This is a genomic window from Oryzisolibacter sp. LB2S, from assembly GCF_040732315.1.
In the GTDB taxonomy this organism is placed as follows: domain Bacteria; phylum Pseudomonadota; class Gammaproteobacteria; order Burkholderiales; family Burkholderiaceae_C; genus Alicycliphilus; species Alicycliphilus soli.
On sequence record NZ_CP160388.1, the window covers coordinates 2814884 to 2837733 of the forward strand.

Annotated in this window: 21 protein-coding genes; 13 read left to right on the forward strand and 8 right to left on the reverse strand. The window is 68.2% G+C overall.

The features are described from left to right. Positions 1-56: 56 nt before the first annotated feature. Together ABUE11_RS13310 and ABUE11_RS13315 are read right to left on the reverse strand one after the other, a co-directional pair. Complete coding sequence (locus tag ABUE11_RS13310; RefSeq protein ID WP_367065743.1) at positions 57-1433, reverse strand: sigma-54 dependent transcriptional regulator; 1377 nt, start codon at positions 1431-1433, stop codon at positions 57-59. A gap of 36 nt (positions 1434-1469) precedes the next feature. Continuing rightward, positions 1470-2669: an acetate kinase gene (locus tag ABUE11_RS13315; RefSeq protein WP_367065744.1), complete on the reverse strand. Its 1200-nt coding sequence runs from the start codon at positions 2667-2669 to the stop codon at positions 1470-1472. Between the two features lie 698 nt (positions 2670-3367). Here ABUE11_RS13315 and ABUE11_RS13320 point away from each other — a divergent pair. From ABUE11_RS13320 to ABUE11_RS13345, 6 genes are all read left to right on the forward strand, one after another. After that, positions 3368-4576, forward strand: a complete 1209-nt coding sequence (locus tag ABUE11_RS13320) for a hypothetical protein (protein ID WP_367065745.1) — start codon at positions 3368-3370, stop codon at positions 4574-4576. A 116-nt stretch (positions 4577-4692) separates the two neighbouring features. Continuing rightward, a complete protein-coding gene (locus ABUE11_RS13325) occupies positions 4693-5043 on the forward strand; it encodes a hypothetical protein (protein ID WP_367065746.1) in 351 nt (116 codons plus the stop codon). A gap of 55 nt (positions 5044-5098) precedes the next feature. Next, positions 5099-5833 carry a C39 family peptidase gene (locus ABUE11_RS13330; protein ID WP_367065747.1) on the forward strand — a complete coding sequence of 245 codons (735 nt, stop codon included), beginning with the start codon at positions 5099-5101 and terminating at the stop codon, positions 5831-5833. Beyond that, positions 5833-6711 (forward strand): hypothetical protein, encoded by an 879-nt coding sequence (locus tag ABUE11_RS13335; RefSeq protein ID WP_367065748.1) that lies wholly within the window; start codon positions 5833-5835, stop codon positions 6709-6711. The genes ABUE11_RS13330 and ABUE11_RS13335 overlap by 1 nt, the downstream gene beginning before the upstream one ends. A 209-nt stretch (positions 6712-6920) precedes the next feature. Next, positions 6921-7955 (forward strand): ferrochelatase, encoded by a 1035-nt coding sequence (gene hemH / locus ABUE11_RS13340; RefSeq protein WP_367065749.1) that lies wholly within the window; start codon positions 6921-6923, stop codon positions 7953-7955. Then, the gene (locus ABUE11_RS13345; RefSeq protein ID WP_367065750.1) at positions 7952-10387 is read left to right on the forward strand and encodes an ATP-binding protein; all 2436 of its coding nucleotides are present in this window, start codon (positions 7952-7954) and stop codon (positions 10385-10387) included. The genes hemH and ABUE11_RS13345 overlap by 4 nt, the downstream gene beginning before the upstream one ends. A gap of 21 nt (positions 10388-10408) precedes the next feature. Here the strand turns inward: ABUE11_RS13345 and ABUE11_RS13350 are convergent, their stop codons facing one another. Together ABUE11_RS13350 and ABUE11_RS13355 are read right to left on the reverse strand one after the other, a co-directional pair. Continuing rightward, complete coding sequence (locus tag ABUE11_RS13350) at positions 10409-10621, reverse strand: DUF2788 domain-containing protein (RefSeq protein ID WP_367065751.1); 213 nt, start codon at positions 10619-10621, stop codon at positions 10409-10411. Positions 10622-10649: 28 nt separating this feature from the next. Continuing rightward, positions 10650-11495: a DUF2189 domain-containing protein gene (locus ABUE11_RS13355; protein ID WP_367065752.1), complete on the reverse strand. Its 846-nt coding sequence runs from the start codon at positions 11493-11495 to the stop codon at positions 10650-10652. A 239-nt stretch (positions 11496-11734) separates the two neighbouring features. Between ABUE11_RS13355 and ABUE11_RS13360 the strand changes: the two genes are divergently transcribed. The 3 genes from ABUE11_RS13360 (at position 11735) to ABUE11_RS13370 (ending at position 14027) form a co-directional block, all read left to right on the forward strand. After that, positions 11735-12676 (forward strand): rhodanese-like domain-containing protein, encoded by a 942-nt coding sequence (locus ABUE11_RS13360; RefSeq protein WP_367065753.1) that lies wholly within the window; start codon positions 11735-11737, stop codon positions 12674-12676. A gap of 78 nt (positions 12677-12754) precedes the next feature. After that, positions 12755-13846, forward strand: coding sequence for a YeeE/YedE thiosulfate transporter family protein (locus ABUE11_RS13365; RefSeq protein WP_367065754.1), 1092 nt, complete (start codon positions 12755-12757; stop codon positions 13844-13846). 13 nt (positions 13847-13859) lie between these two features. Beyond that, positions 13860-14027, forward strand: a complete 168-nt coding sequence (locus ABUE11_RS13370; protein WP_367065756.1) for a hypothetical protein — start codon at positions 13860-13862, stop codon at positions 14025-14027. Positions 14028-14108: 81 nt separating this feature from the next. Here ABUE11_RS13370 and ABUE11_RS13375 read toward each other — a convergent pair whose 3' ends face one another. The 4 genes from ABUE11_RS13375 to ABUE11_RS13390 form a co-directional block, all read right to left on the reverse strand. After that, the gene (locus ABUE11_RS13375; protein ID WP_367065757.1) at positions 14109-16286 is read right to left on the reverse strand and encodes a 3-hydroxybutyrate oligomer hydrolase family protein; all 2178 of its coding nucleotides are present in this window, start codon (positions 16284-16286) and stop codon (positions 14109-14111) included. Between the two features lie 115 nt (positions 16287-16401). After that, positions 16402-17931 carry a tripartite tricarboxylate transporter permease gene (locus ABUE11_RS13380; RefSeq protein WP_367065758.1) on the reverse strand — a complete coding sequence of 510 codons (1530 nt, stop codon included), beginning with the start codon at positions 17929-17931 and terminating at the stop codon, positions 16402-16404. Then, a complete protein-coding gene (locus tag ABUE11_RS13385) occupies positions 17931-18470 on the reverse strand; it encodes a tripartite tricarboxylate transporter TctB family protein (protein WP_367065760.1) in 540 nt (179 codons plus the stop codon). The genes ABUE11_RS13380 and ABUE11_RS13385 overlap by 1 nt, the downstream gene beginning before the upstream one ends. Before the next feature lie 205 nt (positions 18471-18675). Then, a complete protein-coding gene (locus ABUE11_RS13390) occupies positions 18676-19638 on the reverse strand; it encodes a tripartite tricarboxylate transporter substrate-binding protein (protein WP_367065761.1) in 963 nt (320 codons plus the stop codon). Between the two features lie 145 nt (positions 19639-19783). Here ABUE11_RS13390 and ABUE11_RS13395 point away from each other — a divergent pair, with 145 nt between their 5' ends. The 4 genes from ABUE11_RS13395 to ABUE11_RS13410 are packed head-to-tail and all read left to right on the forward strand — an operon-like array spanning position 19784 to position 22839. Further along, positions 19784-20467, forward strand: coding sequence for a response regulator (locus ABUE11_RS13395; protein WP_367065762.1), 684 nt, complete (start codon positions 19784-19786; stop codon positions 20465-20467). A gap of 9 nt (positions 20468-20476) precedes the next feature. Beyond that, positions 20477-21880, forward strand: a complete 1404-nt coding sequence (locus ABUE11_RS13400) for a sensor histidine kinase N-terminal domain-containing protein (protein ID WP_367065763.1) — start codon at positions 20477-20479, stop codon at positions 21878-21880. 18 nt (positions 21881-21898) lie between these two features. Then, positions 21899-22324: a S4 domain-containing protein gene (locus ABUE11_RS13405; protein ID WP_367065764.1), complete on the forward strand. Its 426-nt coding sequence runs from the start codon at positions 21899-21901 to the stop codon at positions 22322-22324. A gap of 56 nt (positions 22325-22380) precedes the next feature. Continuing rightward, on the forward strand, positions 22381-22839 hold the full coding sequence (locus ABUE11_RS13410) for a CopD family protein (RefSeq protein WP_367065765.1): 459 nt from the start codon (positions 22381-22383) through the stop codon (positions 22837-22839). Positions 22840-22850: the final 11 nt, after the last annotated feature.

Below are 22850 nucleotides of genomic sequence, written 5' to 3' on the forward strand. Positions count from 1 at the left end.
CGCGGCAGTTCACCGTGACGGCGCCTCCGACCATGCGCGCCGTGCACGCCCGTCGGTCAGGGCACGGCGGCCTGGATGCCGTTCATCTCCTCGCGCGTCATCGGCGCCAGGCCATGCTTGTCCATGAGGCGATACAGCGTCATGCGCGAGACGCCCAGTTCGCGGGCCGCATGGGTCACGTTGTGCCCGACGCGCAGCAACGTGTGATGTATGGCGTCGCGCTCAGCGCGGGTGCGCGCCGCATCCAGATCCGTCCTCGTCACAGGCAGGGTCTGCGCCAGGCCCAGATCGGCCGGAGTAATCCAACGCGAATCGCTCATGACCACGGCGCGCAGCACGCGGTTGCAGAGCTCGCGCACATTGCCGGGCCAGGTGTAGTCGGCCATGGCCGCCAGCGCATGGACGCTGAATCCCTGCAGGCGCGCGGAACGCTCGTTGGCACACAGCCGGAAGAAATGCTCGGCCAGTGGTGCCACATCCTCCATGCGCTTGCGCAGCGGCGGCATGGTCAGTGTCAACACATTGAGGCGGTAGAACAGGTCCTCGCGAAAGCGCCCGCGCGCCACGGCATCGCCCAGGTCCACATGCGACGCAGCGATCACGCGCACATCGACCTCCAGGTGCGACACCCCGCCCACACGGTTAATGGTCTTGTTCTGCAGGAATCGCAGCAGATTGGCCTGCAGGTCAAGCGGCAGGTCGCCAATCTCATCGAGGAACAGCGTCCCTCCCTGCGCCATCTCGATGACGCCCCGCTTGAGCGTCGTAGCCCCCGTGAACGCTCCTCGCTCATAGCCGAAGAGTTCGGACTGAATCAGCGACGGCGCAATGGCTGCACAGTTGACGGCGACGAAAGGCCCGGCCCTGCGCTGCGAACATTCATGGACGGCACGCGCCGCCAGTTCCTTGCCCGTCCCGCTTTCGCCCCCGATAAGCACGCAGGCCTGCGCCGTCGCCACCTTCCTGATGGTCTGGCGCAGCTGCTGCATCGGCGGGCTGTTGCCGACCATGCCCAGTGCTTCGCCCTGCACCACTGCAGCTCTACGCTGCTGGCGCAGCCTTGCACGCCGGGCCAGGTGGTCGAGCAGGTGCAGCGTCTCATTCCAGTCCAGCGGCATCAGCTGGTAGTCGAAGAAGCTCTCCAGAATCAGGTCTCTGAACGGTGCCGACTCCAGGAATGCCTCGTCACAGAGCGCCACCCATTCCATGCCGGGGCAGGCCTGAACGCATTGCTCCATCGCGTGCAACGTGGCCTCCGTCGTATCCCCCACTCGCATCAGCCCGACACCGTGACGGCGCATCCCAAGCTCTGCCAGGGCTGCCGACGCGCCGGACACATGGGATACCTGCCAGCCTTGCTGCTGCAGGACATGCATGACGACGTCCAGGCCATCCCCACCCAGCGCAAGGCACAGTACATCTGTCTTGTTCATGACCCCCTCCACGGTGCACGCCCCAGACGCAAAAGCTCAGAAGGTCATGGGAATACGCACGGTCAGCGTGAGGTCGGGGGTATCGCGGGTCAGCCCCGCACCCACGGACACATTGAGCGTCCGCGTGGCCGACAGGCGGTAGGAATAGCCCAGCAGCAGCGAGGCCAGCTGCGTGCGCACCGAAGTCGGAACGCGCGCGCCGTTCTGCTTGGTGCGGCCGACGGAGTTGAGCTCCATGCCGATGCTGAACGATGAGCGATCGTTGAGCGCCATGCCCATGCCAAAGTTCAGGCCGATGACATCGCCGGGCTTGACCGAACCGATGAACTCCTCCTCACCGTTCAGCACGCGCCGTGAGAGGTTGTTGCGGCGGAAGTTGTGCGTGTAGCTGATGCTGCCGAAGAACACCGCCGGATCGGATGCCATCAGCCAGGTCAGGCTGGGCTGCAGCGAGTAGAACCCCGAACCCGTGGGCAGGTCCAGAGGCAGGCCCGTGCCGGTCGTATTGCCCACGCAGCGCGTCACGCAGTCGGTCACCACCTCGAAGGGGTCCTTGCCCGTGCGCGTCTTGAAGCGCAGGCCGCCGATGAGGTAGGGCTGGTCCGGTGCGGGCTGATTGAGCTGGTAGCGCAGCGCCAGCTCCACATCACCGATGGCGCTGCCGCTGCTGTCGAACGCGCGCTCACTCGCGGCCCCTGCATTGATCTCGCGACTGATGGTGGAGTCGCTGCGATGAACGTAGGGAATCCGTAACTCGGCCTCCATCCTGTTGGTCAGGCCCCAGCGCGCGGTCAATGCCGCCGTCAGCGTGTTGCGCTTGACCTCACGCACGTCGATCAGCCCGATGACCAACGCCGGAATGATGGTGTATCCAATGAGTGCCACTCGGTTGCTGGAGGAGTAGCCATACTGGAACGAAGGCTCGAGCACATATTTGCCGGGCTGCGTCAGGATGCCGGGTTGCTCGAACAGGGGGGCCACGGCCGGCGGCTGGTTCTGCGTCGCAGGCGCCACGCCAACCTGTACCGCGCGCTGGGCCTCGCCCGCCGCATCGCCGGCGCTCGCGCCCTCGGACGCAGGCGTTTGCGCCGCGCCGGTCGGGCGGCCTTGTTGCGGGGACACCAGACGCCGCAGCCGCTCGATTTCCTGCTTCTGCTCGTCGAGTTGACGCTGCAGACGCTCCAGGCGCTCGATGGTGCTGGCCTCGGAAGGCCCTGGATTGTCAGCAGGCGACACCTGTGCCTGCGCCCACTGACCGACGAACGCGGTCGCTATGGCTCCACACAAAGAAGTGGAGCGAGATAAACCCTGTCGCCGCATACCTTGCCTCCGTAGTGACGTGTCAATAAGCACCGTACCCACGCAACGCTTGCATCGCCGCTGGACCAGCGTAAACGTTAATCAATGCAAACCCCAAGAAAAAGGAGGCAAGAAAGTGTAAGCAAAACAGTGTTCACCTGATGCTGCAACGCGTCATGAGAGGTCCCATGGGCGGCGCTGATCGCTTTTGGCCATGCCATCCATGCGGGTGGGATGCCTGTTGTGCCCTCCAGCGCTTGATACACCGCCAAATATCGCAATCACAGTTTTGTGACACCACCAAACCCAGCGCCATGCGCCGGGTTCGCCCTTGGATTTCATGGCGTTAGCGCAATCGGACGCGGATATCCACCGGACTCAGAACCGCAATGCGTCGTCCCACCGTCTCAGGCTCGTGACAGTCGGACCCTCAACACAGCTTCGCAGTCCACTCCAGGCCACACCCTGGACACCACGTACACACCGATACAAATGCATTTGAACGATCTATCGCGTGGTAGTGGCTGATTGCCACATCGCTGGCATGGATGCTGCTTTGTGCCGGTCGATCTGCGGCAACGCATATCACTTCCGTTAGCAAGCATGTTTTAACTTTTTCAACCTCCGGAGGATCTATGAAAAAGACACTTTTGGCCTCGGCCATTGCAGTGCTATTTGGTATCAGTGGCATGGCGTTCGCAGAGAACAATGATCAGCACACCCATAAGGGCGACAACTCCAGTGCTGACACCACAACAAACACCATAACCAAGACCAACAACAGCACTAACACAGACACCTACAAGTCGTACAACACGGACAACAGCTCCTACGACAAGACCATTAACGACGTCGACAAGTCGTACAACACCGACAACAGCAGCTATAGCAAGTCGATCGCGATCGACAAGCACGACGCCAGTACCAACAAGCATTCGGGCGACGCCATTGCCAAGGCCTCACGCTCGGCAGCCGTAAACAACGGCTCTACCGCGACGTTCACTGATGCATTCAATGTCAGCAAGGCCGTGGCAGTGTCCAAGCTCGAGGGCTCGGTGTCCTACAACTCGATTTCCAACATCGGCAACCACGCGTTCAACAAGGGCTCGGCTGACGGTGCGAAGGGCATCGGCGGTGATGGCGGCAAGGCCTCGGGCGGATACGCCAAGGGCATGGGCATCGGTGGCGATGGCGGCAAGGGCTATGGCGGCGATGGCGGCGATGGCGGCTGGGCCGACAGCGGCAAGTCCGCCAACGGCAGTGTCCGCAGCGGTCACGCAGACGGCGGCAGCGGTGGCAATGCCGATGGCGGCGGTGCCAATGGCTCCAACAAGGGATGGGCCTCGTCCGATGCATCTAACGGCAACGCACGCGCCAACCACAACGGCTACGATGGGACCGCGTCGTCTAGCGCCGCCGGTGGCACTGCGGACGGCAATGGCGGCGCGAGCAGTCGCACCGGCGGCGCCGCAGCCGGAGGCGGTGCCGGCAGTGGCTCCAGCGGCTATGCCTCCAATGGCAACGCCAGCAATGGCGGCAACACTGCCGGCAACGGCGGCAACGGCGGTTATGGCATGGGCGGCGCTGGTGGCGCCGGCGATGGCGGCACCAACACCGCATCCGGCGGCACCGGCGGCGCTGGCGGCAGCGGCAGTGGCGGCAGCGGTGGCACCGTTCGTGTGAGCGCCGGGACGTTCAACATGTCCAACAGCATGACGAGCGTCGGCCAATCGGCCGCCGGCATCATGGTGACCAGCCAGAACAGCGGCTTCGCATCGCTTGCTCAGCAAAGCGTGAACGTCCAGGCCAACCTGGCTGTGGGTGGCGGCTCTGGCGTCCGCTGACTGCCTGTAAGCCCGGCAACCTACGCCGGGCGCGACCGGACTGACTGCCACCCGGCACGAAGTTCGGCCGCGCCGGCGGCGGTTGCCGCTTCTTCAACCATGTCAGGGGACAAGTCATGCATGTCAGTCATTCGCTCTGGTCCTTGACGGGGGTTCTTGCGTGTCTGTTCGCCACGCAGGCCAGCGCCCAATCGGCCGCCCCCAACACACAGGCACCGGAGTCGCTTTTTTCCAAGCCGGTGGCGACGGATACCCTGGAGCAGATGCGCGGGGGAACCTTGGTGCACAACGACATGGAACTCAGCGGCGTTACCGCAGGCAATACGGCGTCGCGCGTCAACACAGGCAACAACACCATTGATGCTGGCTCCTTTGCCAACATGAGCGGTCTGCCGGTGGTCATACAGAACTCCGGTGCCAACGTTCTGATTCAGAACGCCACCATCGTCAATCTGCAGATGAATTGATGGCTCGATGGCGCGACACGCTGCGCCACGCCCATGTTCCTCGAGAGTTGCCATCATGTCCTGCACACATGTCATGAATACGGGCCATGTCCATGCATGGGTGCGAGCGGTCGCCCTGGCGGTGAGCGCGGTGGTCTTGAGCGCACACGCGCAGAACGCGCCGAGAACCCCGGCCTACTTCCCCGCGATCGGCATGGGCGGGGTAGCGGTGCCAGTGGTCAGCATGCGCCAGTCCCGTCTGGCGGGCACCATGCTGCAGCAGTATGACTTCAGCTGCGGTTCGGCCGCAGTCGCCACCCTGTTGACCCATCACTACAACACCCCGGTCACCGAGCAAATGGTGTTCGAGTACATGTACCAACACGGTGACCAGGAAAAGATCCGGCGCGAAGGCTTTTCGCTGCTGGACATGAAGCGCTATCTCGCGAGTCTGGGCTTTGCCGCGGATGGCTTCGAGCAACCATTGGACAAGCTGGCCAGTGCGGGCCTGCCCGCGCTGGCGTTGATCAACGAGAACGGTTATCAACATTTCGTTGTCATCAAGGGACTGCAGGCAGGTCGCGTGCTGCTGGGTGACCCGGCCCAGGGAACACGGTCCATGCTGCGCAGCGACTTTGAGGCCCTATGGCCCAACAGGCTGCTGTTCGTGATTCACAACCGAACGCAGCTTGCACAGTTCAACCGACAGGCGGACTGGCGCGCCGCACCCAAGGCACCGCTGATCGAAGGCGTAGGCCGCGACAGCATGGCCGGAATCAGCCTGTCCAAACATGGACCTGGAGGCTTCTGATGTCACACCTCCTGTCACTGTCCCGGCACCTGGGTGCATGGGGCTTGGTAATGCTTTCCGCCACTTCAGTACAGGCTCAGAGCCGGACATCCCAGACATGGCTGACCGTGCCCGACTCCACGCTGGCGCAGATGCGGGGTGGTTTTGCGCTGGACACGGGTTTGCTTGTCACGCTGGGCATCTCGCGCACGCTCTACATCAATGGCGCGTTGATCACGGAGAGCACCCTGAATCTTGGCCAGCTGTCGCAACTCACCACCGCACAGGCCGCACAGATCGGCCAGCAGTTGCTCTCGCTGAACCTGGTTCAGAACGGGCCCGGCAATACATTCGTTTCGGCGCCCGCCGCAGCCGTCGCCGCGCAGATACCGCCCATCAATCCTGCGCCAGCGACCACCCCCACCGCGACGAGCACCCCCACCGCAACAACCAGCCCCACGGCGGCGGTCAGCTCGCCAACCACACCTGCCCCTGCGACGACCACCACACCGGTGGCCAGCTCCGCTTCCACCCCCGCAGGCGCAGGCGCACCAAGCAACGCGGCGACCACGGCGCCCCCGACGACCGGTCCCACGGTGACGGTCAGTTCCGCAGCGACGGTTCCCGCGGCAACGACCAGTCCAACACCCGCGGTCACCCCTCCCGCCGGTAGTACCACCAATGTGGGCGGTGCCAGCGCAGCGCCCGCTCCGACCGCGATTGTGAGCATCATCCCTGGCATTGGCCCTGGACTCGTCATCCAGAACAGCCTGAACAACCAGAGCATCATCAACTCCACGACGCTCGACATCACCAGCAATGGGCTGAGCATGTTGCGCGCCGCCCAGTTGCAGGCCGATATCGCCAACGCCGTGCAGCGGTCCATCGGAAGCCCTTGAACGCCGGCTCGGAAAGGGCTTCACACAGCGCTCCAGCACCGCCGCACGCACCGCGCCTCGCCTGATCCGGGCTTGCTCGGCCCGTATCAGGCAGCGCACATCTGCCCCGATGGCCGCGGCCACCATGCATACGCATGCATGTCCGGCCCTCACGCCATGCCCGTAGTCCACATGGCCGGCTCACCCACCCGCGTGGGCGAGAATCGGACATGGATCCACGAAAAGAACCATTTCCCGCCCAAGGCACCGCCATCCTGCTGTGCAACCTGGGCACGCCCGACGCGCCCACCGCGCCGGCGCTGCGCCGCTATCTCGCGCAGTTCCTGGCCGACCCGCGCGTGGTGGAGATCCCGCGCGCGCTCTGGCTGCCCATACTGCACGGCATCATCCTGCGCACGCGGCCCGCGCAGTCGGCCGCCAAGTACGCGAGCATCTGGACGCCCGATGGCTCACCCCTGGCGGTGTGGACGACCAAACAGGCCGTGATGCTGCGCGGCTGGCTCGGCGAGGCCGGACACCAGGTGCAGGTGCTGCCCGCCATGCGCTACGGCCGGCCCGCCATTGCCGAGCAGCTGCAGGCCCTGCAGGACCAGGGCATCCGGCGCGTGCTGGTGCTGCCGCTGTACCCGCAGTATTCGGCCACCACCACCGCCAGCGTTGTGGACGACGTGGCCGCGTGGACGCGCCGCTCGCGCCACTTTCCCGAGCTGCGCTTCGTGAACGACTACCACGACCACCCGGACTACATCGCCGCCCTGGCGCAATCCGTGCGCGCCCATTGGCAGCGCGAGGGCGGCCCGGCCGAGCAGCTGGTGATGAGCTTTCACGGCATTCCCGAGCGCAATGTGCGCCTGGGCGACCCCTATGCCGAGCAATGCCGCACCACGGCGCGCCTGCTGGCCGAGGCCCTGGGCCTGACGCCCGCGCAATGGCAGCTGACCTTCCAGTCGCGCTTTGGCAAGGCCAAATGGCTCGAGCCCTATACCGAGCCCCGGCTGGTGGCGCTGGCGCGCGCCGGCACGCGCCGCGTGGACGTGATGTGCCCCGGCTTTGCCGCCGACTGCCTGGAGACGCTGGAGGAGATCAACCAGGAGGCGCGCGAAGCCTTTCTGCACGCGGGCGGTCAGGAGTTCCGCTACATCCCCTGCCTGAACGACAGCCCCGCCTGGATCACGGCGCTGGGCCGCATCGCACAGCAACATCTGGCCGGCTGGACCGACCCTGCCGCCGGAGGCCAGCCATGACCACGCCCTGCCCCCGGCTTGCGCCGCGCGAGCTGCGCCTGCACATTGACCCCGAGAGCTTGGGCTTTGCCGACACGCGCGCCCTCGTGGACGAGCCCCTGCCCTGGATAGGCCAGCAACGCGCCTTCGACGCCGCGCGCTTTGGCCTGGCCATGCAGCAGCCCGACTACCACCTTTTCGTGCTCGGCGAGGTGGGCAGCGGCCGCGCCTCGCTCATGCGCCAGGCCATGCGCGACGCGGCCACCGGCCGCCCCGTGCCGCCCGACCTGTGCTTTCTGCACGACTTCGACACGCCCGAGCGCCCGCGCGCGCTGCGCCTGCCCGCGGGCCAGGGCCGCCAGCTGCGCGACCAGATCGCGGCCTGGAGCCGCCAGCTCGAGGCCGACATCCCCAAGCGCCTGGCCGCGCCCGACGTCAAAAGCGAAGGCGAGCGCATCCAGAAGCAGTACCAGAGCGAGGAGGCGCGCGCTTTTGGCCAGCTCGCCGAGTTCGCGCGCGCGCGGCGCTTTCGCCTGGCGCGCGACGAGGGCCAGATGGTCTTCACGCTGCTGGGCGCGAGCGGCGAGGAGCCCTTGACCGAGACCGAGGCCGCCGCACTGGACGACGAGGAGCGCGCCCGCATCCAGCAGGCCGAGGCCGACCTGCGCGCCGAGATCGTGCGTTTTCTCGACCGCACCAGACCGCTCGAGCGCGCACGCGACGAGGCGCTGGCGCAGCTCTTGCGCCAGACCGCCGGGCCCATCGTCACGCATGGCCTCGATGACATCCGCCAGGGACTGCGCAAGCAGATCAAGGATGCGGTCAAGCTCGGGCGCTGGCTCGACCAGGTGCAGCGCGAGGTGCTGGACAACCTGGAGCTGTTCGTGCCGCCCGACGGCACGCAGGCCAGCGACGCCGTGGAGGACGAGCGCCGCAGCCAGCTCGCCGACCTGCTGGCCCTGTGCCAGGTGAACCTGGCCGTGGACAACGCGGCCCTCAAGGGCGCGCCGGTCGTGGTCGAGGACAACCCGCAGCTGCGCAACCTGTTCGGCCATATCCAGTACGAATCGGGCGAGGACGCACCCTACGCCGACTTCTCCGACATCCACGCCGGTGCCCTGCTGCGCGCGCATGGCGGCTTTCTGATGCTGTTCCTGCGCGACCTGGTGGCCGACGCGCCGCTGTGGGAGCGGCTGCGCCGATTCCTGCGCTGCAACCGCCTGGCCATCGAGGACCAGACGGCCAGCCACGGCGCCACCGTGGCCCTGCAGCCCGAGGGCGTGGAGGTGGAGGTCAAGCTCGTGCTCATAGGCACGGCGGCCGAGTACTACCTGCTGCAGGACGGCGACGCCGACCTCGCGCGGCGCTTTCGCGTCAAGGTGGACTTTGCCGAGCGCTTTGCCGCCAGCAGCCAGACGCATTTCGCGAGCGCCGTGTTCATGGCCCACTCCTGCGCGCGCCGTGGCCTGCCGCACTGCAGCGCCGCGGCCGTGGCGCGCCTGCTCGAATTCACGCACCGCGAGGCGGACGACCAGGCACGCCAGAGCGCCAGCTTTGCCAGCCTGGAGGCGCTGCTCGTCGAAAGCTGCGCGCAGGCGCGCGCACGCGGCGCGCAGCTCGCCGACGCCTGCGACGTCGAGGCGGCGCTTCTTGCCCGACGCCAGCGCCACAACGCCCCCGAGGAAGCCATGCACGAGGCAATTGCCGAGGGCGAGCTGCTCATCACGCTCGAGGGCCAGCGCGTGGGCCAGCTCAACGCGCTCACCCAGATCGACATGGGGGACTACCGCTTCGGCTTTCCGGTGCGCATCACGGCGCGCACCCATGCGGGCCAGGAGGGACTGGTGAACATCGAGCGCGAGGTCGCGCTCTCCGGCCCCATCCACGACAAGGGCGTGCTGATACTGCAGAGCTACCTGAGCGCGCTGTTCGGCCATCTGGCGCCGCTGGCGCTCAACGCCTCCATCGTCTTCGAGCAGGAATACAGCGGCATCGAGGGCGACTCGGCATCGTGTGCCGAGCTGTACGCGCTGCTGTCGTCACTGTCGGGCCTGGCGCTGCGTCAGGACATCGCCGTCACCGGCGCGCTCAACCAGCATGGCGAGGTGCTGCCCGTGGGCGGCCTCAACGAAAAGATCGAGGGCTGGTTTCGCGTCTGCGCCCAGGCGGGCCTGACCGGCACGCAGGGCGTGCTGATACCCGCGCGCAACCGGCGCCACCTCATGCTCTCGCCCCAGGTGGTCGACGCCGTGGCCGCCGGGCGCTTTCATGTGTACGTGGCCCAGCATGTGAGCGAAGGCATCGCCCTGCTCACCGGCATGGCCGCGGGCCTGCCGCCGGACGAAGCCGTTGCGGGCAGCGTGCAGGCGCGCGCCGAGAACACATTGCTGGCCTATCGCCGCGCCTGGCAGGCCATGACGCTCGGGCGCAGGCGCGTGCCGCGCCGGGGATGATCGATGTGAGCGCGGCAGACGTCAGCGCTCCATCCACCACTGGATGACGATCTTGGCCAGATAGCCGATGAAGCCCACGCCCAGGCCCAGAAAGATCACGAAGGTGCCAAACCTGCCGGCCTTGGACTCGCGCGCCAGCTGCAGGATGATGAACACCATGAACAGGATGAAGGCACCTACGCCGTAGGTGAGGAAGAAATGGGCTATTTCTTGTTCTGTGAAACCAAAAATCACGACAGGATCCTACAAACTCAGGCTGGCACTACGCGCGTTCCGCGTCCACCGTCGCAAACGCCGAGGCATCGACCAGGTCACGATAGGCGTGCCAGCTCGCATGGCCGAGCAGCGGCATCACGAGCACGAGCCCGACAAGCAGCGTGCCCAGACCGAGCAGGGTCAGCATCACGATCAGCGCCGCCCACAGCGCCATGGGCACGGGGTTGGCCAGCACGACGGCCCAGCTCGTCAGCACCGCGCGGCTGACGCTGATGCGCCTGTCCAGCAGCAGCGGCATGGCCACGACGCTGGACGCAAAAATGGGCGCCGCCAGAAAGCTGCCCAGCGCCAGCCAGATGGCGAACAGCGCGCCGTCGCTGCCCAGCACCACATGGCGCAGAAAGTCCATGGGCGTGTCGATGCGCACGGGCGACATGGTGTAGATGAGCGACGCAGAGATCGCCACCCAGCCCGTCGCCGCCAGCGCCAGCAGCAGGCCGAAGCGCACCAGGCTCCAGTAGCCCTGGTGTTGCTGCGCCCCCGCATGGCTGCGCTGCCAGCGCGTCCAGGTCTGCCACACCAGGCCCAGGCCCACGGGCTCGCCACGCTCGAGCGCGCGGCTGATGGCGTACAGGCTGGTGGCCACCACCGGCCCCACGATCAGAAAGCCCGACAACGTGCCCGCGACGAACCAGAACCTGTCATGCCCCAGCGCCATGATGGCCGCGCCGAACAGCGCCAGGAACAGGCCATGGACCAGGCTCAGCAGGGGCGCGCGCGCCATGTCGCGCAAGGCCAGGCCCAGCCAGGACAGCGGACGCAGCAGGCCGATCGTGCGCACCATGGGCAGTGCAAGCGATGGGGGGAGGTGGGGGCTGTGGCTCGATGGCATGGGTGCGGCAAGACAATGGATTCGGGTGATGAAGCGGCCCGGAAGCCGGCTACGGACACAACAAGGCTGACTGTCGCGGTCTGCAATGGTAAGCCAGTCCACCGCGCGCGACCCCGCACCGCCTGCGCCCGTCACTTATGACTGGACAACATAAGAAAACCTCCAATCTGTAGTTTGCAGATAGAAGGAGCGCCAGGACAATCGTGGCCACCATTGAATCGCCTGTCGCAGGACCCGCCATGAAGAAACTGCTTGCCATCGCCTTGTTTGCCGCCGCCCACGCCGCCTGGGCGGCGCAGCCGCTGCTCACGCCGGCCGAGCTCGGCGCCCAGGTCGGCCAGGCCAATGCCCCGCGCGTGATCGACATCCGCGACCCCGCCGCCTATGGCGCGCAGCACATTCCCGGCGCCATCAGTGCGCCCTATGGCAAATGGCGCGGCCCGGCCGACAACCCTGGCGCGCTGATCGACACGGCCAAACTGACCGAGCTCGTGCAGTCGCTGGGCCTCACGCCCGCCACCCATGCGGTCGTCGTCTCCACCGGCGCCGATGCCACGGACTTCGGCGCCGCGGCGCGCGTGTACTGGACGCTCAAGCTGCTCGGACTCAAGGAGCTGTCCATCCTCAACGGCGGCATGAAGGCCTGGGCCGACGCCAAACTGGCCCAGGACGCCGCCGTGCCCCAGGTGGCGCGCAGCAGCTACCAGCCCCAGGTGGACGCCAGCCTGCTGGCCACGCGCGAGAGCGTGCGCCGGAACATTGAGCTGAGCAACGCCGCCCTGGTCGACTCGCGCCCCGAGGCCTTCTACCAGGGCAAGGTGCGCGCGCCCGCGGCCAAGCTCGCCGGCACCCTGCCCGGCGCCCAGCAGCTCGACTTCAACCAATGGTTCGTGCCCGGCACCACCACCTTCGTGAACCAGGCCGCGGCACAGAAGATTGCCGCCAAGGTTCAGCGCGCGCAGGGCCAGGATCTGGTGGCCTTCTGCAACACCGGCCACTGGGCCGCAACCGACTGGTTCGGCCTGTCCGAGGTCGCCGGCCTGCCGGGCGTGAAGCTCTACGCCGGCTCCATGGTGGACTGGACGCAGTCCGCCGACGTGCCGCCCATGGCCAACCAGCCCAGCCGCTTCGAGGCCCTGGCCTACGACGCCAGGCAATGGTGGGAACGCAAGTTCAAGTAAGCACAGTTTGAAGCAAAATCGGCCTCCAGCGCTTTGTGGACAAGCGCTGGCAGCTCTCTTTTTCATAGAACCATAGAGATGAAGCGATTCCCCCTCGCGGCCCTGCTGGCCGCATTCACGCTCTGGCTGCTGTGGGCGGTGTCGGCACGCCAGGCCGCGCTGTTCATCGTGGGCCTGGGGCTCGGTGCGGTGCTCGCGGGCCAGCGCTTTGGCTTCACCACGGGCTGGCGCATGCTGGTCGAGGACAGGGACGCCAGCGGCGTCATGGGCCAGTTGCTGCTGCTGGCGCTGGCCGCGGCCCTGGCCATGCCGCTGCTCGGGCATTACCCCGAGCTCACGGCCGCGCTCGGCCCGCCCAGCGTCAGCCTGCTCGTCGGCGCCTTCGTGTTCGGCCTGTGCATGCAGATTGCCGACGGCTGCGGCAGCGGCACGCTCTACAAGGCGGGCCTGGGCATTCCCATGAACGCCGCCATCCTCCCGCTGTTTGCGCTGGGCAGCTTTCTGGGCTCGCTGCACCTGGGCTTCTGGCTGGACCTGGGCCGTACCCAGCCCGTAGGCCTGGTCACCGAATACGGGTGGCAACGCGCCCTGCTCATGACGCTGGCTGCGCTGACCGTCATCGCCATCGCCGTGCGCTGGTACGCACGGCGCGCCGGCACGGGCCAGGCCCCCAGGCCACTCGTGGTGCGCAAGTGGATGCTGGGCGCCGTGCTGCTCGCGCTGCTGGCCACGCTGAACCTGGTGATCGCCGGCCAGCCCTGGGGCGTCGTCTATGGCTTTGGCCTGTGGGCGGCCAAGCTCGCCCAGGCCAGCGGCACGGTGGACCTGGCCCACAACTGGTTCTGGAGCCAGGGCGGCAACGCCGCGCGCCTGCAGGAGACGGTGCTCATGGACGTGACCAGCATCACCAACATCGGCATCCTGGGCGGCGCGCTGTGGGTGTCGGCGGGAAAGCCTACCAGTGCCAAGCCTTTGAACGGCACGCAATGGGCCGTGGCCCTGGTCGCGGGGCTGGCGCTCGGCTACAGCTCGCGCCTGGCCTTTGGCTGCAACGTGGGCGCCATGCTCTCGGGCATTTCCACGGGCAGCATCCACGGCTGGATCTGGGTGCCGCTGGCCTTTGCCGGCACGCTCCTGGGCCTGCGCATCCGCCGCCACTTCGGCTTCTGAGGGGGGATCTGCGATGACACAACACACCACGCTGCGCCTGGTCTTCTGGGCCGTGCTGGCCGCCTTCCTGGCCTGGGACTGGGCCGCATCCAAACCCGTGGACCTGCGCCTGGAGCCGCCGCTGATCGCCGCCGGATCGGGCCAGGCCGCCACGGGCGGGCATTGCTCCATGCCCGACTGAAGCCACCTCACTCAACGCAAGAAGGCCTCCGATCGGAGGCCTTCTTCGTTTTGCGCCACGGCGCCGTCGCGCCGCTGCTCGTCAGTGCGGCACGGTGATGGTGTTGCCGCTGAAGCCGATCTGATCGGCCGCCGCGGGCGTGGCCACAAAGGGCGGCACGTTGGCGGCCGTGATCTGCGGCGCGGCGCCCGGCATGCCGCCGCGCGGCGTGGTGCGCACGACCTGGTTGGCCGGCAGGGCGGCGCCGGTCTTCAGGTGCGCCCACATCGCATCCATGGCCTGGTTGAAGTAGGGGTGCAGCGGCACGAAGCGCGTGTCAAAGCCGGCAAAGGGCAGGAAGGCGTCGAAATGCTGGCCATTGACCACCTCGACATAGCGCAGCTTGCTCGCCGCGCCCTCGACGCTGCGGTTGAGCGCCGTGTAGGCGCGCGCGTTGTGGTTCACGGGCACCAGCGCATCGCTGCGGCCGGCGACGATGATGGTCGGCTTGCCGCGCAGGTTGGCGCTGTGCAGCACCTCGGCGATGCCGGCGCGCACGGCGTCGCTCTGCGCCTTCGTGGGGTGGCTGCTGTCCGTGAGCGCCGCGCCCGTCACCGGGTCCTTGCCGCTGACCAGCGCGTGCTGGCACAGCGCGTTGTCCAGGCCGAAGTCGGCCACGCCCGTCGATGGCGATACCGCGAACTGCCAGGCCTTGGCGCCGCCCAGGGAGTCGTCGTAGACCACGCCGGCCGGCGTGCCATTGGCCGTGCCGTTGGCGGTGGCAAAGCTGCTCGCCAGCGCCGCGGGCGTGGCCGCCACCACGTCCCCCGTGGCGTTGACCGCGGCAAAGCTCGCGTTGCACAGCCTGGCGTCCACGCCAAAGCGGCCATAGGCCATGGTGTACATGGCCGAGAGGATGGGGCCGTTGCCCAGGCCGTAATGGGCGTTGTGCATGCTGTCGTTGTCGGTGGTCCAGCCATAGGCGCGCAGCCTGGCCAGGGCGTCGGCCGCACGCTCGGCCGTCGTTGCGCCGCTCACCAGGCCCTTGGCCGCCAGGCCGTCGCAGCGCGCGGTGGCGCGCGCCGTCATGCCGGCGAGGCCTATGTAGTTGTAGATCGACACCTCCGTCAGCGCGGCGTCCGCCGCCAGGGCTGCGCAGGGCTGGTAGATGTTGCCGTAGGTGGTGTAGTCGGCCAGCGTCTTGCCGTAGCCCGCTACCGCGGCACCGCCGACCTGTATGCCATAGCCCGCGCTGGCGGGCATCTCGGTCACGGGCTCGGAGGCCACCACGCCGTCGATCAGGCCACCCTCGTCCTGCTCGGCCGCGCGCAGCGATGCCGCACCGCCGTTGGAGGCCGAGCCCGCAATCACCAGCGTGTTGCCACTGGTGAAGGGCACGCGGTCACCGGGCGCGCCATAGCGCTCGTTGAGCACGTAGAGCGCATAGCGGGCCGCGGCCAGCGTGTCCTGGCCCCAGTCCTTCTCGGGGTTCTGCTGCGAATGCGCATGTTTGATGGCGATGCGGTTCGGGAAGGCCGCGTTGAAGGCCGCGCGCGCGGCATCGGTCAGGTTGGCGGCAAAGAAGCTCAGCGCGCCCGCCACGGTACGCGTGGCGCGGGTGCCGTCGATCCTGTTGACCGTGTCGTCCGCCAGGTTGTGCAGGCCCACGCCCTTGCCCGCGTCGGTCAGCGCCACGGCGCAGCCCTTCTTCAGCCCCCATTCGCCCGCCGTGCCAATGGCGCCGTACACGCCGCGCGAGCCCGACGAGGGCCCGAGCACAATGCAGGGGTTGTTGCGGTCGAAGCTGTCGGGCACCTGCACGGCGATCACGGTCTGCTTGCGCCCCGAGCCGTCGTCGAGCACGGCCAGATATTCACGGCCGGGAATCAGGCCCTCGCCCGCCGTCACCTGCCCATCGGCCGTGACGTTGGGGCCATACAGCAGGCCGTAGCCGCCCTTGGCCGAGGGGTCGAGGATGCCGCGGTAGTTGGAGTACAGCGCGTTGCGGCGCAGCTCGGCCGCCGTGGGGTTGGCCGGGTCGGCATAGGCCGGCGCGGCGGCTGCGCCCAGGCCGGTCTTGCCCACGCCGCCCGTGAGCAGATCCTGCGTGGCGGCCGTGGCACCCGTGCCCACGGTGGTGGCCGGGTAGTCCGTGGCGCTGATCTGCTTGATGCCCGTGGGCAGGTCGTTCGATGGCCCGGAGCTGCCGCAGGCCGCCAGCGCAGCCACCGATACGGCCGTCATGACCCAGCGCAGCCTTGTCCCCTCGTGAAGTCGCATGTCGTCTCCTCTGATGATGTTCGACGCAACGCACGATACCCAAAACCACCTGCCGGCCGCCACGAGGAAACCCGAGGGCGCGGGCCGGCGGTGCACGGCCCTGTGCGCGCCGCGCTCAGCTGATGTCGTCGACGTTCTGGCGCGCGCGCGCGAGGTTGCGCTCGGCCCAGCGGCGCAGCACGCGCGGCACGATGAGCACGGCCAGCACGATGAGCACGAGCGTGAGCGACATGGGGCGCTGCACGAAGATCCACCAGCTGCCCTCGCCGATGGAGACGGCGTTGCGCATCTGCGCCTCGGCCAGCGGCCCGAGGATCATGCCCACGACCACCGGCGCCGTGGGGAAGTCGAAGCGCCGCATGAGCACGCCCAGCAGGCCGATGGCATAGAGCAGGAACAGGTCGAAGGTGCTCTGGCGCATGCCATAGGCCCCCACGGTGGCAAAGATCAGGATGCCTGCGTAGAGCTGCGGGCGCGGGATCTTCAAGAGCTTCACCCACAGGCCCACCATGGGCAGGTTGAGCACCAGCAGCATGAGGTTGCCGATGTAGAGCGAGGCGATCAGCGCCCACACCAGCGCCGCCGAGCTCGTGAACAGCTGCGGCCCGGGGTTGATGCCATAGTTCTGGAAGGCCCCAAGCAGCACGGCCGTGGTGTTGCTCGTGGGAATGCCCAGCGTGAGCAGCGGAATCAGCGCCGCCGTCACCGTGGCGTTGTTCGCTGCCTCGGGGCCGGCCACGCCCTCGATGGCGCCCTTGCCGCCGAACTCGGCCTTGTCCTCGCCCCTGGCCAGCCGCTTCTCGGTGGCATAGCTCAGAAAGGTGGGGATCTCGGTGCCGCCCGCGGGAATGCAGCCAAACGGCGTTCCGATGACGGTGCCGCGCAGCCAGGCGGGCCAGGAGCGGCGCCAGTCGCGCGCCGTCATGTGCACGCGCGTGAGTTTGTTCTGCGACTCCTCCACCCGGCCCTCGTAGAGCGCGGCATACAGCACCTCGGCCACGGCGAACAGACCCACGGCGACGAGCACGATGTCTATGCCGTCGAGCAGCTCCATCTTGCCGCCCGTGTAGCGCGCCGCGCCCGAGATCTGGTCCATGCCCACGCAACCCAGGGCCAGGCCGACGAACAGCGCCGTCATGCCGCGCAGCGTGCTCTGACCGAGCACGGCGCTGACCGTGGTGAAGGCCAGCACCATGAGCATGAAGTACTCGGGCGGGCCGAGCCGCACGGCAAACTCGGCCACGGCGGGCGCAAACAGCGTCACCACCACGGTGGCCACCGTGCCGGCGACGAAGGAGCCTATGGCCGCCGTGGCCAGGGCCGCACCCGCGCGGCCGCTCTTGGCCATCTTGTTGCCCTCCATGGCCGTGACCATGCTCGAGGTCTCGCCCGGCGTGTTGAGCAGGATGGAGGTGGTCGAGCCGCCATACATGGCGCCGTAGTAGATGCCGGCAAAGAAGATCATGGAGGCCGTCATGTCCACCTTGGCCGTGATGGGCAGCAGCATGGCCACGGCCACGGCCGGGCCTATGCCGGGCAGCACACCCACGGCCGTGCCCAGGGCGCAGCCCACCAGGGCCCAGAGCAGATTGGCCGGCGTGACCGCCGTGGCAAAGCCGGCCAGCAATGCGTCGAAGATCTCCATCACAGCCACCCCGTATTGGTCAGCCCCGGCAGGTTGATGGCCAGGAATTGCGTGAACAGCCAGAACACCGGCGCCGCGATTGCCAGCCCCGTGACCACATCCACGGCCAGCGCGGCCGGGGCGAGGCGCCCCCGCTGGCCGCTGGCGCGCCGCAGGCCCTGAACGGCCAGCAGATAGCACAGCGTGCAGCCCAGAATGAAGCCCAGGGTCTCGATGAGCGCGGCATTGAGCAGCAGCCCGGCCGTCACCCAGGCAAAGGGCATGAGCGCCGCGTGCGGCGCGCCGCCCGGGTCCGCCGCCTCGCGGTAGCCGCCCGTGAGCGCCTCGCGCACCAGCAGCACGCCGCACAGCGCGAGCACCGCCGCGCACACCCAGGGCAGAAAGTTCGGGCCCACGCCGCCGTAGCCGGCGTCGCCCGGAATCTGGAGCGCGCCAAAGGCCATGGCAGCTGCCACCAAAATCACGGCCGCACCCATGGCGGCCTGCCACAGCGGCGACGGCACGGCGCTGGGCTCGGGAGAAGGAACAGGCTCGGACATGACTGCGACCTCGGGGTTGGAATCGGGCGCCCTGCCCGGGCGCCGGCGGTTGAACCCGTCATTCCCACGCGGGCGGGAATCCACGGCCATGGCGAACCAGGCGCGCGCATGGATCCCCGCTTTCGCGGGGATGACGGAAGAGACAAAACAAGGGGTTGACGCCCTGTTTACGAGCGTCAACAGCTATCGAAAGAAGAGTAAACCGTCAGACCATGCCGGACTTGACCATGGTCGCGCGCAGGCTGGCGAACTCCTGGTCCACGAAGCGGCCGAACTCGTCACCGGCCAGCCAGGCGGGCGTCCAGCCGTTCTTCTCGAGCGCCTCGGCCCAGGCCTTGGACTTGACGGCCTTGTCCACCATGGCGACCAGGGCCTTGCGCTGCTCGGCCGAGATGCCCGGCGCGCCGTACACGCCACGCCAGTTGCCGATCTCCACGTCTATGCCCTGCTCCCTGAGCGTGGGCACGTCGGGCAAGTCCTTGAGCCGCTGGGCCGAGGTCACGCCGATGGCGCGCATCTTGCCCGCGCTGATGTACTCGGCAAATTCGCTGTAGCCGCTGCCGCCCACGGTGACGTTGCCACCCAGGATGGCTGCCACGGCCTCGCCGCCCCCGCGGAAGGCCACGTAGTTGATCCTGGCCGGATCCACGCCCACGGCGCGCGCGAGCATGGCCGCGGCAATGTGCTCGGTGGAGCCGCGCGAGCCGCCGCCCCACTTGACGCTGCCCGGGTCCTTCTTGAGCTGGGCCACCACATCGGCCATGGTCTTGAGCGGCGAGCTGGCCGGCAGCACGAAGACGTTGTATTCGCTCGTCAGGCGCGCGATCGGCGTGGCCTGGCTCAGATTCACCGGCGGCTTGCCGGTGATGATGCCACCCACCATCACCGCGCCCATGATCATCAGCGCATGCGGGTCGCCCTTGTAGCCGTTGAGGAACTGCGCCAGACCGATCGCACCGGCCGCTCCGCCCTTGTTCTCGAAGCTCACGCTCGAGGCCACGCCCGCATCCTGCAGCGCCTTGCCCAGGGCGCGGCCCGTCGTGTCCCAGCCGCCGCCGGGGTTGGCGGGCAGCATCATCTTCATGGCCACGGCGGCGCGCGCCGACAGCGGCAGGCTGCCCACGGCCGCCAGGGCCGCCAGGGATTTCAGAAAGTGGTCACGGCGCATGTCTGTCTCCTTGCTTTTGAAAATGGAACGTCCAACGGCCGCGATGATGCGCGGGCAAGCTGTCAAACGGCTGTCCAGGGCACTAGGGTTTTCGCGCATTCCACGTGCGCGCCGCGCCTCTTTGGGCGCGCTCGATAATCGCCCCATGCAACTGCTTCTGGTCGAGGACGACGCCACCATGCAGGCCACGCTGCAGCGCTCGCTCACGCGCCGCGGCATGGCCGTGACGGCCATGGCCGATGGCCGCGCCGCGCTTGCCGAGTGGCGCACCCGCCCGCCCGACGCCGTGGTGCTGGACCTGACCCTGCCCGGCCTCGATGGCCTGCAGGTGCTGGCGCAGGCGCGCGCCGGCGGACTGCGCACGCCCGTGCTGCTGCTGACGGCGCGCGGCACCGTCGGCGACCGCGTGCTGGGCCTGAACGCCGGCGCGGACGACTACCTGCCCAAGCCTTTCGACCTCGACGAGCTCGAGGCGCGGCTGCGCGCCCTGGTGCGCCGCAGCGGCGATGGATTTGATGGCAGATCGGCCTCCAGCGCCCATACCCTGGGCGCCATCAGCTACGAAAAAGAGAGTGAAGCAATCTACCTGCATGGCGCGCCCATGGACCTCACGCCGCGCGAGCAGGCGCTGATGCGCGCCCTGCTCGCCCAGCCCGGCCGCGCCGTGCCGAAGGAGCGGCTCTACGAGCTCGTCTTCCCTGGTCAGAGCGAGGTGCAGTACGAGGCCATCGAGGTCGTGGTCTACCGCCTGCGCAAGAAGCTCGCCGGCACGGGCGTGGCGCTGATGACGCTGCGCGGCCTGGGCTATCTGCTCAAGGCCGAGGCCTGAGCCCCCGGCATGACGCGCCAGAGGTCCCTGCGCCGCCAGCTGCTCGCGGGCATTCTGCTGCCCACGCTGCTGCTCGTGGGCCTGAACACCTACAGCCTGCACCGCCAGGCACTCGCGGCGCTGAACACGGCCTACGACCGCACGCTGCTGGCCTCGGCCAAGACCATAGGCGAGCAGATCGAGGTGCATGGCTACGACGAGGCGGCCCGGCTGCGCGTGACCGTGCCCTACGCGGCGCTCGAGGCCTTCGAGGCCGACAACCAGAGCCGCATGTATTACCGCATCTCCAGCCTGCGCGGCGAGCTGATTTCCGGCTTTGACGAGCTGCCCATGTGGCAGGGCCGCATCGCCCAGCGCCCGCCCTATGCGGCGCTGGTGGACTTCTACGACGCCGGCTTCCGCGGCCGCCCGGTGCGGGTGGCCGCGCTCTTGCAGCCCGTGGCGAGCCCCGAGGGCCGCGGCATGGCCGTGATCCAGGTGGCCGAGACGCTGGAGCTGCGCCACGCCGCGGCGCTGCAGATCCTGCGCGACACGCTGGTGCGCCAGGCGCTGATGCTGGCGCTCATCGCCGCCATCGTGGTGCTGGTGGTGCAGCGCGCCACGCGGCCGGTGCGGCGCCTGAGCAGCAGCCTGCAGGCGCGCGCCGAGGGCGACCTCTCCCCCATCGCCGCCACGGCCGCGCCGCGCGAGCTGCAGCCCTTGATCGCCGCCACCAACGCCGTGATGCAGCGCCTGGCCCATCTGCTCGCGCACCAGAAGCGCTTCGTGCGCGACGCCTCGCACCAGCTGCGCACGCCGCTGGCCGTGCTCAAGACCCAGGCGCAGTCCGCCCAGCGCGGCGACCTGCCGCCCGAGCAGGCGCTTGCCGAGATCGCCGCCACCGTGGAGCGCGCGACGCAGCTGGCCAACCAGATGCTGGCGCTGGCCAGGGTGGAGCAGCTGCGCCAGCAGGGCGAGCGGCCCGTGACGCGGCTCGACGAGGTGCTGCGCGAGGTGGCGCTGGACCTGTCGCCGCTGATCGCCCAGGCCGACCTGGACTTCGGCATAGACACCGCGGCTGCGCCCATCCAGGCCCATGCCTGGATGCTGCGCGAGCTGTGCCGCAACCTGCTGCACAACGCCATACGCCATGCGCCGCCGGGCAGCCCGTTGACCGTGACGCTGCGTGTGGACGGCGGCCAGGCCCTGCTGACCATTGCCGACGCGGGCCCGGGCATTGACGACGAGCTGGCGGCAAGGCTCTTCGAACCCTTCTCCGCCGGCGACGTGCGCAGGGGTTCGGGCCTGGGCCTGGCCATCTGCCAGGAGATCACCCGCGCCCTGGGCGGCGGCATCACCCTGAGCAACCGCCGCCAGGGCGCGCGCGTGCTGGGGCTGGACGCCGTGGTACGCCTGCCGCTCGCCCCGACCTGACGAGAGCACAATCGCCCCATGACGACACCCCCCGAATCCATGCGCCTGGACAAATGGCTGTGGTGCGCGCGCTTCTACAAGACGCGCAGCCTGGCCGTGGAGGAAATCGGCAAGGGCCGCGTCACCGTCAACGGCCAGGCCGCCAAGGCCGCGCGCGATCTGCGCGCCGGCGACCGCGTGACCCTGCGCCAGGGGCCCATCGTGCGCACGGTGGTCGTGCGCGCCCTGAGCAGCTACCGCGGCCCCGCGCCCGTGGCCCAGCAGCTCTACGAGGAGACACCCGAGAGCATCGCCGAGCGCGAGCGCGCCGCCCAGGCCCGGCGCCTCGCGCCCGAGCCCGCGGCCAGCCTGCGCGAGGGCCGGCCCACCAAGCGCGACCGGCGCAGCATGGACAGGTTGCAGCACGACTGGGGCGACCGCTGGAGCGCCTCGCTCGACGATTGACCCCATGGGCAGTGCGGGTCGGCACAATCGCGGGTTTTCCCCCATCGCGCCGATTCATGATCTACAACGCCCTCAAGCTCACCCATGTGCTGTCCATCATCGTGTGGATAGGCGGCATGTTCTTCGCCCATTTCTGTCTGCGGCCCGCGGCACAGCAGCTCGAGGCGCCGCAGCGCGTGCGGCTCATGCATGGCGTGCTGCAGCGCTTTCTGGGCGCGGTGGCCGTGGCCATCGTGCTGGTGCTCACCAGCGGGCTGGGCATGATCGGCGCCGTGAGCATCGGGTCGGACGGCGCGTTTTCCATGCCGCTCAAGTGGACCATCATGGCCACGCTGGGCATCGTGATGATGGTGATCTTCGTCTACATCTACTTCGCGCTGCTCGATCGCCTGGAGCAGGCCGTGAAGTCGTCGGACTGGAGCGCGGGCGGCCAGGTGCTGGCGCGCATCCGCGCCCTGGTGGGCGTGAACCTCCTCATCGGCACGGTGATCGTCGCGCAGACCCTGCTGATGTAGGGCGCCGCGCC